Below are 12,707 nucleotides of genomic sequence, written 5' to 3' on the forward strand. Positions count from 1 at the left end.
CATGGCCATTATTTCGTCTTCGCTGCATGACTCCTCTCGATGCCCTCGACCTTCGCCTGCTGGAGCTGATCCAGGCCGACAGCCGCGTGCCGCAGAGCGAACTCGGCGAACGGGTACACCTCTCGACAGCGGCGGTGAACCGGCGCCTCAAACGCATGCGCGACGAAGGCGTGATCCAGCGCTACGGCGCGGTGCTGTCGCCCGCGGCGCTGGGCCATCCGCTGACCATCGTGGCCGAAGTGGAAGCGGAGAGCGAGCAGATCGAGCTGCTCGATGCGATGAAACGCAGCTTCAGGGCCTGCCCGCAGGTGCAGCAGTGCTACTACGTGACCGGCGAGTGGGACTTCATCCTGGTCCTCGTGGTGCGCGACATGGCGCAGTACACGGCGCTGACGCGGCAGCTCTTCTTCCAGAGCAACAACGTCAGGCGCTTCCGCACGCTGGTCACCATGGACCCGGTGAAGCTCAGCCTCGACGTGCCGGTGTCCGGGGGCTGAACGCCGCGCCCCGCGCCTGCGCGCACGGCATCAGCATCGAACGCAGCAGCAGCGCCATCACGCAGACGATGGGTGCGAGCGCCAGCAGCCGGCCGGGCTCGAAGGCCAGCCCGGCGGCGATGCCGACGGCGCAGCCGGTCTTGACCCACGGCGCCACCGCGTCCCAGCCGCGGCGGTGCGTGGCCGCGAACCCGATGAGCGCGGCCCAGCCGTAGAGACCGCCGAACACCGAGGCGATCCAGCTCGACAGGTAGTACACGGTGCCCAGGTCGCGGAACGCGATCGCCGTGCCAAGGCCTTGCCAGGTGTGGCGATAGCCGTCGAACAGGAAGAAGCCGGTGGCCGACGCGGCCCACCAGAAGAAGGCGTACAGGCTCGCGATGCCGGCCAGCACGGCAAGGCACGCGAGCGCACGGCGGGTGACGTCGTCGAAGGGCGTGTGGTCCCGCCACGCGGCGGTGTGTCCGTTGTCCATGCAGGGCTCCAAGTGTTCGCAAAGGAGGCCGACGTTAGGGACGCAATGTGCGGTGAGCGTGAAGACCGCGTGAAATGGTGTGAACAGATGCCGGCGCGCGCATGCCGGCATGCCCGGCGGCGGCTACTGGAACAGCGCCAGGAAAGCGTAGATGCCGGCCAGCGTCCAGTGCACCTTGCCGGCGAGCGAGGCGGCCTCGGCCGAGATCGGATACATCTTCGCGCGCCTCCAGGCCCAGATGTTCAGCGCCACCGCCAGCACCAGGCCGCTGGCGAAGAAGAGCGCCGAATGCAGCCCGAGCGCGCCGATCAGCGACACCAGCAGGATCACGACGCCCGCGGCCCAGATGCCGCTGTCGGTGCTGGCCAGCACATGCGACAGGCCGCCGCAGACCGTGCACTCGGCCGGCGCAGCGCGGCTGGACCAGCGCTTGGCGAGGGCGCCGATGCCGGGGCGGTTGCAGCGCGGGCAGGTGTGCGTCATGTGCCGCGCAAGATACCGCAGCGCGGGTGCGGCTGGCAATGGCCGCAACGGGGAGTTCAGCCTTCCGCCGATATCCCGAGCTCCGAACACACGCGACCCAGCAGCGCCTTCAACGACGCCACCTCGGCCTCGAGCCGTGCCACGTTGGCCTTCAGCGCGGCCACTTCGCCCAGCGAAACGTCGCTCGCCGCATGGAAGGCGTCGGACGATGCGGCGCCCGGCGCGGCGACCTCTTCGGCCGGCGTGCCGCTCAGCAGGTGGGCCCAGCGGCTCTCCCGGGCGCCCGGCAACCGGGCCAGCTTGGCCACCAGCGCGCCGGCCGGCCGCTCGGCGAGTTCGTTCAGGAAGCCCTCGACCGACGAGATGTCCGCGAAGTTGTGCATGCGGTCGCAGGCAATGCGCAGCTCGCCGGCCGTCTGCGGCCCGCGCAGCATGAGCACCGTGAGCAGGATGACCGACTGCGAAGGGATGCGCAGCACGCGGTCGATGTTGTGCTCGTAGCGGAAGGCGCGCCCGCCGCTGGTCTCGGCGACGAGGCTGTAGCCCTTCAGGCTGTCGACCGTGGCCTGCACCTGCGACTCGGTGAGCTCGAGCACCGGGTTGCGGCTGGTCTTCTGGTTGCAGCCCGACACCAGCGAGTTGAGCGTCAGCGGATAGCTGTCCGGCACGGTGCGCTGCTTCTCGGCAAGCACGCCGAGCACGCGGGTTTCGAGGAGGGACAGGACGGGAAGGGACGTCGAGGACATGACTGCTCACAAAAGAAACGCCACCGGAGCATGGCCCCGGCAGCGTACACGTGTTCGGCGATGGCCCGGGGCCATCGATGGCGTTCGGGCGCCCGCTGCGCTCAGCCGCCGTTGATGCGGCTGACCAGCGCCTTGGTGAACGCCTGCGTGCCCGCCGTGCCGCCGAGGTCGCCCGTGCGCACCTTGTCGATGTTCAGCGTCTCGTCGATGGCCGTGCGCAGGCGCGTGGCCAGTTCGGGCAGCCTCACGTGGTCGAGCATGAGCGCGGCAGCCAGCAGCAATGCGGTGGGATTGGCGATGCCCTTGCCCGCGATGTCGGGCGCGGAGCCGTGCACGGCCTCGAAGATCGCCGCGTCGGCGCCGATGTTGGCGCCCGGCGCCATGCCCAGGCCGCCGACCAGGCCGGCCACCAGGTCGGACAGGATGTCGCCGAACAGGTTGGTGGTGACCAGCATGTCGAACTGCCAGGGGTTGAGCACCAGCTTCATCGCGCAGGCGTCGATGATGACGGTGTCGAGCTCGAACTGGCCCTTGTACTTCTTCTCGTAGAGGTCCAGGCCGGTCTCGAGGAAGATGCCCGTGAGCGCCTTCATGATGTTGGCCTTGTGCACGAGGGTGACCTTCTTGCGGCCCGTGGCCACGGCGGTCTGGAAGGCGTACTCCAGCAGGCGGCGGCTGCCCTGGCGGGTGTTGATGCCGGTGGCCATCGCCACGGCGTGCGGGTCGCCGTCGATCGGCACGTAGTGCTCGTGGCCGATGTACAGGCCCTCGAGGTTCTCGCGCACGACCACCAGGTCGATCTTGTCGAAGCGTCCGCCCGGAATGATGGTGCGCGCGGGGCGCAGGTTGGCGTACAGCTGGAACTCCTCGCGCAGCCGCACGTTCGACGAGCGGTAGCCTCCACCCGAAGGCGTTTCCAGCGGGCCCTTCAGCGCCAGCCGGGTGCGGCGGATGCTGTCGAGCGTGGCGACGGGCAGCGGGTCGCCAGCTGCCACCACGCCGCCGAGGCCGGCGATCTGGCGGTCCCACACGAAGGGCGCTTTCAGCGCGTCGAGCGCGGCCAGCGTGGCGTCGACGATTTCCGGGCCGATGCCATCGCCGGGGATCAGGGTTGCGGGAATGGAAGTGGTCATCGGCTGGTCTCGCGTGGTGTGGTGTGTTGGGGGCTGGAGCATACGTCGCGCACAAGACACCCTGCGCTCACGTGGGTCACTGCCGCCGCCGGCTCGTCATTCGCGGCCGGGCAGCTCCTGGTCGAGCAGCGCCGTGCGGCCCACGACGCGGCCCGGCGCCAGCAGCGCGCCGGGCGCGATCACCGCGTTGGCACCGATGCGTACGCCGTCGCCCATCAAAGCGCCGAATTTCTCGCAGCTGGCGGATTGCAAGGCGCCCCCCTCCCCGCTGCGCACGAAGATCCGCTTGTCCGCGCGCTCGTTGCGGTGGTTGCAGACGATGCTGCCGGCCTCCATGTTGACGCCCGCGCCCAGCACCGAATCGCCCACGAAGTTGAAGTGCGCGAGCGCCGTGCCCGCGAACACGAAGGACGATTTCAGCTCCACGCCGGGGCCGATGCTGCAGCGCGCATCCACCCAGTTGCCGCTGCGCAGGTAAGCACCGGCGGCGACGAAACAGCCGGGCCCGAGGATCAGCGGCCCCTTGAGCACCGCCCCGGGCTCGACGCGGGCGCTGCGGTGGATGGCCACTTCGCCGTCGATGGCGTACTCGCCCGGCGGCAGCGCGGCGAGCAGCTCGCGCACGATCTCCGGCGCCTGCGACGTCAGCTCCCATGGCAGCGAGGCGGCCCACGGCGCGAGCGGCGACGAGGAGATTCCGGCAACATGGGCGCGGAGGTCGATGGCATGCGGCATGAGGGCGATGCTGCCATCAAACCCGCGCGGCGACCGGGCCACCTAAAATGCCCGGTTCCGTCCGTACCACTCCCGAAAGCGCCCTCCCGATGTCCGCCCCGCGCAAGCTCTTCGTCACCACCGCCCTGCCGTACGCCAACGGCAAGTTCCACATCGGCCACATGATGGAGTACATCCAGGCCGACATCTGGGTGCGGAACCAGCGGATGAACGGTGCCGAGGTCAACTTCGTGTGCGCCGACGACGCACACGGCGCGGCCATCACCATCGCGGCCGACAAGGCCGGCGTGACGCCGCAGGCCTTCGTGGCCGAGATCGCCGCGGGCCGCAAGCCCTACCTGGACGGCTACCACATCTCCTTTGACAACTGGCACTCGACCGACGCGCCCGAGAACCACCAGCTGGCCCAGGACATCTACCGCGACCTGCGCGCCAACGGCCTGATCAGCACGAAGAGCGTCGAGCAGTTCTACGACCCCGAAAAGGGCATGTTCCTGGCCGACCGCTTCATCAAGGGCGAGTGCCCCAACTGCCACGCCAAGGACCAGTACGGCGACAACTGCGAGGTGTGCGGCGCCGTGTACGCGCCGACCGAGCTGATCAACCCCTACTCGGCACTGTCGGGCGCCAAGCCCGAGCTGCGCAGCTCGGAGCACTTCTTCTTCAAGCTGTCCGACCCGCGCTGCGAGGCCTACCTCAAGGAATGGACCGCCGCGCCCGGCCATGTGCAGAGCGAAGTGCAGAACAAGATCCGCGAGTGGCTCTACAAGGACGACGAAGGCAAGGGCGGCCTCGGCGACTGGGACATCAGCCGCGACGCGCCCTACTTCGGCATCGAGATTCCCGATGCGCCGGGCAAGTACTTCTACGTGTGGCTCGATGCGCCCGTGGGCTACCTGGCATCGCTGAAGAACCTGCTGGACAAGCGCTGCATCGAGCTCGGCGGCGACGGCATCTCGTACACCGAGTACATGGCCGACCCCGACCTGGAGCAGGTGCACTTCATCGGCAAGGACATCATCACCTTCCACACGCTGTTCTGGCCCGCGATGCTGCACTTCAGCGGCCGCAAGGCGCCCGACGCGGTGTATGTGCACGGCCACCTCACGGTGAGCGGCGAGAAGATGAGCAAGAGCCGCGGCACCGGCATCGACCCGCTCAAGTACCTCTCGATCGGCCTCGACCCCGAATGGCTGCGCTACTACATCGCGGCCAAGCTCAACGGCCGCAACGAGGACATTGACTTCAACCCCGAGGACTTCGTCGCCCGCGTCAACAGCGACCTGGTGGGCAAGTACATCAACATCGCCAGCCGCGCGGCGGGCTTCATCGGCAAGCGCTTCGAGGGCAAGCTGGGCGAGGTGTCGGCCGACGGCGACGCACTGCTGTTCGCGCTGCGCGAGGCGGCCGGCCAGATCCATTCGCTCTACGACGGCCGCGACTACGCCCGCGCGCTGCGCGAGGTGATGGCGCTGGCCGACAAGGTGAACGAGTACGTCGACCAGAACAAGCCCTGGGAGCTGGCCAAGAAGGAAGGCGCCGAGGCGCGGCTGCACGATGTGTGCACCGTCTGCATCGAAGCCTTCCGGCTGCTCACGCTGTACCTGAAGCCGGTGCTGCCGGCGCTGGCGGTGAACGTCGAGGCCTTCCTGAAGATCGCTCCGCTGGCCTGGCCGGACGCCGCGCAGGCGCTGCCTGCCGGCCACGCCATCGGCGACTACAAGCACCTGATGCAGCGCGCCGACGCGAAGCAGGTCGACAAGCTGTTCGACGCGCCCGAAGCTCCCGCCGCCGCGTCCGCCGCGGTGGACACGCAGACGCTGCCGGGCGGCGAGGCCATCGCTCCTACCATCACCATCGACGACTTCGCGAAGATCGACCTGCGCATCGCGAAGATCGTGGCCTGCGAGAAGGTCGAGGGCTCGACCAAGCTGCTGCGCCTGACGCTCGACGCCGGCGAAGGCAAGACCCGCAACGTCTTCAGCGGCATCGCGTCGGCCTACCAGCCCGAGCAGCTGGTAGGCAAGCTCACGGTGCTGGTCGCCAACCTCGCGCCGCGCAAGATGAAGTTCGGCGTGAGCGAAGGCATGGTGCTGGCGGCCAGCCACGGCGACGAAAAGGCCCACCCGGGCATCCACGTGCTCGAACCCTGGCCGGGCGCCACGCCGGGCATGCGCGTTCGCTGAACTGCGAGGACCACACCATGACCACCACGCTGCTGCGCCGCGCCCTCCTGCTGCTGTCGCTCTGCGCCGCGTTGAGCGGCTGCGCGGTCGTGTCGGTGGCGAGTACCGCGGTGAGCGTGGGTGCCGGCGCGGTCGGCCTCGCGGCCGATGCGGCGATCGGCACCGCGCGCATCACCGGCAAGGCCGTGGGCGCCGCGGCCGATGCGGTGATTCCCGACGGCCAGTGAACCACAGGCCCCGCCGGATCAGGGGGCTTCGGTGCCCCGGTCGGGCGAAGAGCCGCTGCGCACGACGCGCTGGTCGTCGTTCAGCGTGGCGGTGAAGACCATGGGGGAGTTCGGCGGCTGCACCCAGCGCCATTCCCATTCGGTCTCGCGCTTGAGCGCATAGGGCGTGACCTTGGCGGGCTTGCCGAGCAGCTTGCGCAGGTCTTCCATCATCAGGCCGGGCTGCACGCGGGCGAAGTTCTCCGGCGTGAGCACCTGGCGCAGCGCGCTCATCTTTCCGTCGGCGCCGATGGTGATCATGTAGTTCTTCTGGCCCGCGGGCTGGCGGTTGTACTCGAACACGCGGGCACCGGCGGGCGCGTCCCAGACGTTCTCGGGCTGCCCGAAACGGGCGCGCACGTCGGCCTCGGTGGAGACGCCTTCCTCAAGCTCGCTGATGTTGTTCGTGTCGCATGCGGCAAGGCCGGCGACAGCCGCCAGGAACGCCGTTGCCATGCCGATCTGCCATCCTCGCCGTTGCGTCATGCCGACCCCGGTAAAATTCGCGCCATAAAGGTCCAGTCTATGTCCATCTTCCGTCGCCCCCACTACTCTTCCGAGATCACCAACTTCATCGAGGAGATGAAGGAAAAGAAGCCCACGCTCGAAGCCGAACAGCGCGCCGGCCGCGCCCTGCTCTGGGACAAGCACCTCGACCGCAGCCTGCTCGAGGAATACAGCGAAGCCCGCGTGCCCCAGCAGCCCTACGTCTACCAGACCCAGACGAAGTAACCCGCGCCAATGCCGAATTGGCAGCAAACGTCCATCCTTCCTGCGTGTCTCGCTATTGAATCAATAGCAAGCATCCGATGAACGGCGACGAGGACAACGGCACGCTGGTGGTCGCCATGCCCGACGTGGTGGACCAGGTCGCGCTCGCGAGGCTCTATGGCGAGCCGCTCTTCGCGATGCCGAAGGACCTGTACATCCCGCCCGAGGCGCTGCAGGTGTTCCTCGAGGCCTTCGAAGGCCCGCTGGACCTGCTGCTCTACCTGATCCGCAAGCAGAACTTCAACATCCTCGACATCCCGATGGCGGGGCTCACGCGGCAGTACCTGAGCTACGTCGACGAGATCCGCCAGACGAACCTCGAGCTCGCGGCCGAGTACCTGCTGATGGCCGCGATGCTCATCGAGATCAAGTCGCGCATGCTGCTGCCACCCAAGAAGGTGGCCGACGGCGAAGAAGCAGAAGACCCGCGCGCCGAACTCGTGCGCCGCCTGCTCGAATACGAGCAGACCAAGCTGCAGGCGGCCGCCATCAGTGCCATGCCGACCTACGGGCGCGACTTCTGGAAGGCGCAGGTCTACATCGAGCAGTCGCTCAAGCCGCGCTTCCCGGAGGTCGACGTGGTCGAGCTGCGCGATGCGTGGGCCGACATCATGAAGCGCGCCAAGCTTGTGCAGCACCACAAGATCTCGCGCGAAGAACTCAACGTGCGCGAGCACATGAGCATCGTGCTGCGCCACTTGCAGGGCCAGCGCTTCGTCGAATTCGAGAAACTGTTCGACGTGTCGCGCGGCACGCCGGTCCTGATCGTCACCTTCATCGCGATGCTCGAACTCGCGAAGGAGACGCTGATCGACATCACGCAGGCGGAAGCCTTCGCTCCCATCTACGTGCGGCTGGCCTACTCGCCCGCCTGACCGTTCGCCGGCTGATTTCCATGACGTCCGCCGTGCGCGACCTCGACGCTTCCATTACCAGCGGCCGCACGCATTGCGGCCCTGATCGTTCGCCGCCTGCCGAGCCGGCCGCAACCGCGGTGCCGGCGCCGCCGGCCGGCTGATCGCCCTCCCTCACCCTTTCCGTTTTTCTTTCCAGGATGCCCGGCCACCGACGCCCGCAGGGAAAGACCCAACCATCATGAGCTACAGCGTCAAGGAAATCTTCTACACCCTGCAGGGCGAAGGCGGACAGGCCGGCATGCCGGCCGTGTTCTGCCGCTTCGCCGGCTGCAACCTCTGGAGCGGCCGCGAGGCCGATCGCGACACCGCCGTGTGCCGGTTCTGCGACACCGACTTCGTCGGCACCGACGGAACGCTGGGCGGCAAGTTCAGGACCGCCGAGCTGCTGGCCGACACCATCGCCGCGCAGTGGCCGGCCGATGACCCGATGAGCGCCGGCCATCGCCTGGTGGTGCTGACCGGCGGAGAGCCGCTGCTGCAGGTCGACACGGCGCTGGTCGATGCGCTGCATGCGCGGCGCTTCCGCATCGCGGTGGAGAGCAACGGCACGGTCGAGGCGCCCGCGGGCATCGACTGGCTGTGCATCAGCCCCAAGGCCGGCGCGCCGTGGGTGCAGCAGTGCGGACAGGAACTGAAGCTGGTGTGGCCGCAACCCGGGTTCGACCTCGACGCGATGGCGCGCGCCGGCGAATTCACCCATCGCTTCCTGCAGCCGATGGACGGACCCGAACGGGCCGCGAACACCGAGCTGTGCATTGCGCAATGCATGCGGCAGCCCGCATGGCGCCTGAGCGTGCAGACGCACAAGATCACCGGCATCCGCTGAAGCGGCCGCCTTTTTCCTGGACTTTCCGACGATGCGATTCACCATCAGCCAACGCTTTTTCTTCGACGCCGCCCACACGCTGAAGCGCGAGATCGAAGTGGAAGGCAGCCGCCGTATCCACGGCCACACGTACCACGCCGAGGTCTGGCTCGCCGGAGAACGGGATCCCGCGACCGGCATGGTGGTGGACCTGGGATTGCTGCGGCGGCGCCTGGAAGACGTCCGCGGGCAGCTCGACCATCATCTGCTGGACGACGTGCCGGGTTTGCACCCGCCGACGCTGGAGAACCTGTGCGTGTTCATCGCGCAGGCGCTGCCCGACCTGAGGGCGTCGCTGGCGCGGGTGAAAGTCTGGCGCGAGGCGCTGGGGGACTCCTGCAGCGTCGAGTTTTAGGCAGAACGCGGTCCTGCACCCTTCCCGCGAGCGACAGGAGGCCCGCGAAGAAGGCTCGGCTTCAAGGGAGTTGACGAGGAACCGCAGGCCCGGCCGCCTGGACCGACTCCGGCACCGGATCGCGGCCGGTGAGCGCGGCCACAGCGTCCTGCGGGCTCACGCGACCGTCGAGCAAGGCGACCACGCCCTCGGCGATGGGCATCTCGATGCCGAGGCCGCGCGCGCGCTGCACCACGGTACGGGCGCAATACACGCCTTCGGCGACATGGCCGAGCGAATCGACGGCCTGGGCCAGTGTGCGGCCCTGGGCCAGCAGCAAGCCGACCTTGCGATTGCGCGAAAGGTCGCCAGTGGCGGTCAGCACCAGATCGCCCAGGCCCGAGAGACCCATGAATGTCTCGGCGCGAGCGCCCAGCGCGAGGCCGAAGCGGGTCATCTCGGCCAGGCCGCGGGTGATGAGCGCCGCTCGCGCGTTCAGGCCCAGTGCAAGCCCGTCGCACAGGCCCGTGGCGATGGCGAGCACGTTCTTGACCGCGCCGCCCACTTCCACGCCGACGATGTCCTCGTTGGCATAGACGCGCAGCGCGGGACCGTGGAAAGCGTCGACCAGTGCATCGCGCACGCCGGCGTGCGGGCTGGCAGCCACCAGCGCGGTCGGACGGCCTTCGGCGACCTCCTGCGCAAAGCTGGGGCCGCTAAGCACGCCCGCTCTCAAATCAGGAGCGACCTGGGTCCAGATCTCGTGGGCAAGCAGGCCGACCGATGTTGGAGACGTGTCGAGCGCGGGCTCGACGCCCTTGCACAGCCAGGCCACCTGCGCCGCAGTGCCGCGCAGGGCAACGAGCTGTTCGCGCAGGGCGGCCATGGGCGTGGCCACGATGACGAGGTCGGCGCCAGCCTGCGCTTGGGCGATGTCGCCGGCGCGCACGGCCAGCGAGGCTGGCAGGGCCAGCCCGGGCAGGTAGCGGGTGTTTTCACGCGCGGCCGACATGGCGTCGGCCTGGGCGGCATCGCGCGCCCAGAGCGTGACCTCGTGGCGGGCGGCCGCATTGACCGCGACGGCCGTGCCCCAGGCACCGGCGCCATGAACGCAGATCTTCATCGGCGTTGGCGTCGTCGGGCCGGTTTACTGGGCCAGGGTCGGAGCGGCCTGGCCGGCGGCCTGAGCCTGCTGCTGTTCGTACATCGCCTGGAAGTTGATTTCGGCCAGGTGCACGGGTGGGAAGCCGCCGCGCTGGATCACGTCGGCCACGTTGCCGCGCAGATAGGGGTACACGATCTGCGGGCAGGCGATGCCGAGGATGGCACCCATCTGCTCTTCCGGCAGGTTGCGGATCTCGAAGATGCCAGCCTGCTTGGCTTCGACCAGGAACACGGTCTTGTCCTGGATCTTGGTCTGCACGGTGGCCGACACGGTGATCTCGAAGATGCCGTCAGCCACGGGCTGGGCGTCCACGCCGAGCTGGATGTCGACGGTGGGCTGCTCCTGCTCCAGCAGGATCGCGGGCGAATTGGGCTGCTCGAGCGACAGGTCCTTGAGGTAGACGCGCTGGATCTGGAAAACGGGATCTTGGGCTTGCTGGTCGGCCATGGCTGAACTTTCGAGGATCAAAACAATGCCCGCCGGGGAGAGGTTCCCGCAGCGGGCTGCAGATGGATGAGCGAACGATTATCGCCCCACGACCGGGCCACCTTCGTGACGCCGGTTGCTTTGTGTTTCAGGCGCCCTGCAGAAGAGGGACGAGGCCGCCGCGGCTGTCGAGGGCCATCAGGTCGTCGCAGCCGCCGACGTGCGTCTCGCCGATGAAGATCTGCGGCACCGTGCGGCGCTGGGTGATTTCCATCATCGTGGCGCGGGCCTGGGGGTCGCTGTCGATGCGGATTTCTTCGATCTGCTCGACACCCTTGGACTTCAGGATCTGCTTTGCACGGATGCAATAGGGGCAGACGGCGGTGGTGTACATCTTGACGGCTTGCATGCTCTCTACCTTGGGAAGACCCTAAGCTTTTTCAACCGGCAGGTTAGCGTCTTTCCAGGCCTTGAGCCCGCCGGACACGGCTTGGGCCTGCTCGTAACCGAGCTTTTTGGCGATGGCCACGGCGCGCTGGGCGCGGGCCCCGGTGGCACAGACCAGGAGCAGCGGCACGTTCTTGTTCTTGACGGCGGCTGCGAGCTTTTCCTCGAGCTGGTTGAGCGGCACGTTCTTCGCGCCGATCATGTGGCCGGTGGCGAACTCCTCGGGCTCGCGCACGTCGACGAGCACTGCGCGCTCGCGGTTGATGAGCTGGACGGCACCCTGCGCCGTGAGCGTTCCGCCGCCTGCCCCGCGCACCAGCGGCCAGGCCAGCATGGCTCCCGAGCTGAGCGCGATCAGGATCAGCATCCAGTTCGCGGTGACGAATTCGATCAATTTCACGGGGGTTCCTTGAATGGCAAACCGGGGATTTTAGAATGCGAGGTTTCCGCAAGCGCAGCCAAAGGCCTCCCACATGCACAAACTGGTATTGATCCGCCATGGCGAATCGACCTGGAATCTCGAAAACCGCTTCACCGGCTGGACCGACGTCGACCTGACCGAGACCGGCGTGGAGCAGGCCAAGCAGGCCGGCCGGCTGCTCAAGGCTGAAGGTTACGATTTCGACGTCGCCTACACGAGCGTGCTCAAGCGCGCCACCCGCACCCTGTGGCACACGCTCGACGAGCTTGACCGCACCTGGCTGCCCGTGGTGCATTCCTGGCGCCTGAACGAGCGCCACTACGGCGGCCTGCAAGGCCTGAACAAGGCCGAAACCGCCAAGAAGTACGGCGACGACCAGGTGCTGGTGTGGCGGCGCAGCTACGGCACCCCGCCCCCGCCGCTGGAAGCCGACGACCCGCGCAGCGAGCGCGGCGACGTGCGCTACGCCAAGCTGTCGCCCGAGCAGATCCCCCTCACGGAATGCCTGAAGGACACGGTCGCGCGGGTGCTGCCCTTCTGGAACGAGTCGATGGCCCCGGCCATCCGCACCGGCCGCCGGCTGGTGGTGGCGGCCCACGGCAACTCGATCCGCGCCCTGGTGAAGTACCTCGACGGCATCTCGGACGACGCCATCGTCGGCCTGAACATCCCGAACGGCATTCCGCTGGTCTACGAGCTCGACGACGACCTCAAGCCCCTGCGCCACTACTACCTGGGCGACGCCGCCGCCGCCGAACAGGCCGCCGCTGCAGTCGCTTCGCAGGGCAAGGGCTGAAGAAACCCCAGCCTGCCGGCCACTTCGTGGAACCCCGGCAGGCA

General features: G+C 68.0%; 18 protein-coding genes. 8 read left to right on the forward strand and 10 right to left on the reverse strand.

What is annotated here, in order from left to right; translation table 11 throughout:
* The first annotated feature begins 26 nt into the window (after nt 1–26).
* Nucleotides 27–497: an Lrp/AsnC family transcriptional regulator gene (locus tag AACL56_RS22750; RefSeq protein ID WP_339092063.1), complete on the forward strand. Its 471-nt coding sequence runs from the start codon at nt 27–29 to the stop codon at nt 495–497.
* On the opposite strand, the gene AACL56_RS22755 is transcribed toward AACL56_RS22750, so the two are convergent.
* From AACL56_RS22755 to AACL56_RS22775, 5 genes are all read right to left on the reverse strand, one after another.
* Complete coding sequence (locus tag AACL56_RS22755) at nt 466–972, reverse strand: hypothetical protein (protein WP_339092064.1); 507 nt, start codon at nt 970–972, stop codon at nt 466–468. The two genes, AACL56_RS22750 and AACL56_RS22755, sit on opposite strands and share 32 nt — an antisense overlap.
* Nucleotides 973–1,095: 123 nt before the next feature.
* Nucleotides 1,096–1,455, reverse strand: coding sequence for a hypothetical protein (locus AACL56_RS22760; protein WP_339092065.1), 360 nt, complete (start codon nt 1,453–1,455; stop codon nt 1,096–1,098).
* 56 nt (nt 1,456–1,511) lie between these two features.
* Nucleotides 1,512–2,201 carry a YceH family protein gene (locus AACL56_RS22765; protein WP_339092066.1) on the reverse strand — a complete coding sequence of 230 codons (690 nt, stop codon included), beginning with the start codon at nt 2,199–2,201 and terminating at the stop codon, nt 1,512–1,514.
* 101 nt (nt 2,202–2,302) lie between these two features.
* Complete coding sequence (locus AACL56_RS22770; RefSeq protein WP_339092067.1) at nt 2,303–3,334, reverse strand: isocitrate/isopropylmalate dehydrogenase family protein; 1,032 nt, start codon at nt 3,332–3,334, stop codon at nt 2,303–2,305.
* Between the two features lie 96 nt (nt 3,335–3,430).
* On the reverse strand, nt 3,431–4,069 hold the full coding sequence (locus AACL56_RS22775) for an LpxA family transferase (RefSeq protein WP_339092068.1): 639 nt from the start codon (nt 4,067–4,069) through the stop codon (nt 3,431–3,433).
* An 89-nt stretch (nt 4,070–4,158) separates the two neighbouring features.
* On the opposite strand from AACL56_RS22775, the gene metG reads away from it, so the two are divergent.
* Nucleotides 4,159–6,255 carry a methionine--tRNA ligase gene (gene metG, locus AACL56_RS22780; RefSeq protein WP_339092069.1) on the forward strand — a complete coding sequence of 699 codons (2,097 nt, stop codon included), beginning with the start codon at nt 4,159–4,161 and terminating at the stop codon, nt 6,253–6,255.
* Between the two features lie 17 nt (nt 6,256–6,272).
* Nucleotides 6,273–6,482, forward strand: a complete 210-nt coding sequence (locus AACL56_RS22785) for a hypothetical protein (RefSeq protein WP_339092071.1) — start codon at nt 6,273–6,275, stop codon at nt 6,480–6,482.
* An 18-nt stretch (nt 6,483–6,500) separates the two neighbouring features.
* Here AACL56_RS22785 and AACL56_RS22790 read toward each other — a convergent pair whose 3' ends face one another.
* Nucleotides 6,501–6,977: an outer membrane protein assembly factor BamE gene (locus AACL56_RS22790; RefSeq protein WP_339092072.1), complete on the reverse strand. Its 477-nt coding sequence runs from the start codon at nt 6,975–6,977 to the stop codon at nt 6,501–6,503.
* A gap of 69 nt (nt 6,978–7,046) precedes the next feature.
* Here AACL56_RS22790 and AACL56_RS22795 point away from each other — a divergent pair, with 69 nt between their 5' ends.
* From AACL56_RS22795 to AACL56_RS22810, 4 genes are all read left to right on the forward strand, one after another.
* Entirely contained in the window at nt 7,047–7,253 is a 207-nt protein-coding gene (locus AACL56_RS22795) for a DUF3460 family protein (RefSeq protein ID WP_339092073.1), read from the forward strand.
* Between the two features lie 77 nt (nt 7,254–7,330).
* Nucleotides 7,331–8,167, forward strand: coding sequence for a segregation and condensation protein A (locus AACL56_RS22800; protein WP_339092074.1), 837 nt, complete (start codon nt 7,331–7,333; stop codon nt 8,165–8,167).
* 220 nt (nt 8,168–8,387) lie between these two features.
* Nucleotides 8,388–9,035, forward strand: a complete 648-nt coding sequence (gene queE, locus AACL56_RS22805; RefSeq protein ID WP_339092075.1) for a 7-carboxy-7-deazaguanine synthase — start codon at nt 8,388–8,390, stop codon at nt 9,033–9,035.
* A 31-nt stretch (nt 9,036–9,066) separates the two neighbouring features.
* A complete protein-coding gene (locus AACL56_RS22810) occupies nt 9,067–9,429 on the forward strand; it encodes a 6-carboxytetrahydropterin synthase (RefSeq protein WP_339092076.1) in 363 nt (120 codons plus the stop codon).
* Between the two features lie 61 nt (nt 9,430–9,490).
* On the opposite strand, the gene AACL56_RS22815 is transcribed toward AACL56_RS22810, so the two are convergent.
* From AACL56_RS22815 to AACL56_RS22830, 4 genes are all read right to left on the reverse strand, one after another.
* Complete coding sequence (locus AACL56_RS22815) at nt 9,491–10,531, reverse strand: NAD(P)H-dependent glycerol-3-phosphate dehydrogenase (protein ID WP_339092077.1); 1,041 nt, start codon at nt 10,529–10,531, stop codon at nt 9,491–9,493.
* Nucleotides 10,532–10,555: 24 nt separating this feature from the next.
* Complete coding sequence (gene secB, locus AACL56_RS22820) at nt 10,556–11,020, reverse strand: protein-export chaperone SecB (protein ID WP_339092078.1); 465 nt, start codon at nt 11,018–11,020, stop codon at nt 10,556–10,558.
* Nucleotides 11,021–11,147: 127 nt separating this feature from the next.
* Complete coding sequence (grxC, locus tag AACL56_RS22825) at nt 11,148–11,408, reverse strand: glutaredoxin 3 (protein ID WP_339092079.1); 261 nt, start codon at nt 11,406–11,408, stop codon at nt 11,148–11,150.
* A gap of 21 nt (nt 11,409–11,429) precedes the next feature.
* Complete coding sequence (locus AACL56_RS22830; protein ID WP_425337075.1) at nt 11,430–11,813, reverse strand: rhodanese-like domain-containing protein; 384 nt, start codon at nt 11,811–11,813, stop codon at nt 11,430–11,432.
* Between the two features lie 106 nt (nt 11,814–11,919).
* Between AACL56_RS22830 and gpmA the strand changes: the two genes are divergently transcribed.
* Nucleotides 11,920–12,663, forward strand: a complete 744-nt coding sequence (gene gpmA, locus AACL56_RS22835; protein ID WP_339092080.1) for a 2,3-diphosphoglycerate-dependent phosphoglycerate mutase — start codon at nt 11,920–11,922, stop codon at nt 12,661–12,663.
* Nucleotides 12,664–12,707 lie beyond the last annotated feature (44 nt).

It is taken from the genome of Variovorax paradoxus, assembly GCF_902712855.1.
GTDB classification, from domain to species: Bacteria; Pseudomonadota; Gammaproteobacteria; order Burkholderiales; family Burkholderiaceae_C; genus Variovorax; species Variovorax paradoxus_Q.

Coding starts and splice junctions, on each gene's coding strand:
- AACL56_RS22750 (WP_339092063.1), top strand. CDS start 27: ATGACTCCTCTCGATGCCCTCGACCTTCGCCTGCTGGAGCTGATCCAG.
- AACL56_RS22755 (WP_339092064.1), bottom strand. CDS start 972: ATGGACAACGGACACACCGCCGCGTGGCGGGACCACACGCCCTTCGAC.
- AACL56_RS22760 (WP_339092065.1), bottom strand. CDS start 1,455: ATGACGCACACCTGCCCGCGCTGCAACCGCCCCGGCATCGGCGCCCTC.
- AACL56_RS22765 (WP_339092066.1), bottom strand. CDS start 2,201: ATGTCCTCGACGTCCCTTCCCGTCCTGTCCCTCCTCGAAACCCGCGTG.
- AACL56_RS22770 (WP_339092067.1), bottom strand. CDS start 3,334: ATGACCACTTCCATTCCCGCAACCCTGATCCCCGGCGATGGCATCGGC.
- AACL56_RS22775 (WP_339092068.1), bottom strand. CDS start 4,069: ATGCCGCATGCCATCGACCTCCGCGCCCATGTTGCCGGAATCTCCTCG.
- metG (WP_339092069.1), top strand. CDS start 4,159: ATGTCCGCCCCGCGCAAGCTCTTCGTCACCACCGCCCTGCCGTACGCC.
- AACL56_RS22785 (WP_339092071.1), top strand. CDS start 6,273: ATGACCACCACGCTGCTGCGCCGCGCCCTCCTGCTGCTGTCGCTCTGC.
- AACL56_RS22790 (WP_339092072.1), bottom strand. CDS start 6,977: ATGGCAACGGCGTTCCTGGCGGCTGTCGCCGGCCTTGCCGCATGCGAC.
- AACL56_RS22795 (WP_339092073.1), top strand. CDS start 7,047: ATGTCCATCTTCCGTCGCCCCCACTACTCTTCCGAGATCACCAACTTC.
- AACL56_RS22800 (WP_339092074.1), top strand. CDS start 7,331: ATGAACGGCGACGAGGACAACGGCACGCTGGTGGTCGCCATGCCCGAC.
- queE (WP_339092075.1), top strand. CDS start 8,388: ATGAGCTACAGCGTCAAGGAAATCTTCTACACCCTGCAGGGCGAAGGC.
- AACL56_RS22810 (WP_339092076.1), top strand. CDS start 9,067: ATGCGATTCACCATCAGCCAACGCTTTTTCTTCGACGCCGCCCACACG.
- AACL56_RS22815 (WP_339092077.1), bottom strand. CDS start 10,531: ATGAAGATCTGCGTTCATGGCGCCGGTGCCTGGGGCACGGCCGTCGCG.
- secB (WP_339092078.1), bottom strand. CDS start 11,020: ATGGCCGACCAGCAAGCCCAAGATCCCGTTTTCCAGATCCAGCGCGTC.
- grxC (WP_339092079.1), bottom strand. CDS start 11,408: ATGCAAGCCGTCAAGATGTACACCACCGCCGTCTGCCCCTATTGCATC.
- AACL56_RS22830 (WP_425337075.1), bottom strand. CDS start 11,813: ATGCTGATCCTGATCGCGCTCAGCTCGGGAGCCATGCTGGCCTGGCCG.
- gpmA (WP_339092080.1), top strand. CDS start 11,920: ATGCACAAACTGGTATTGATCCGCCATGGCGAATCGACCTGGAATCTC.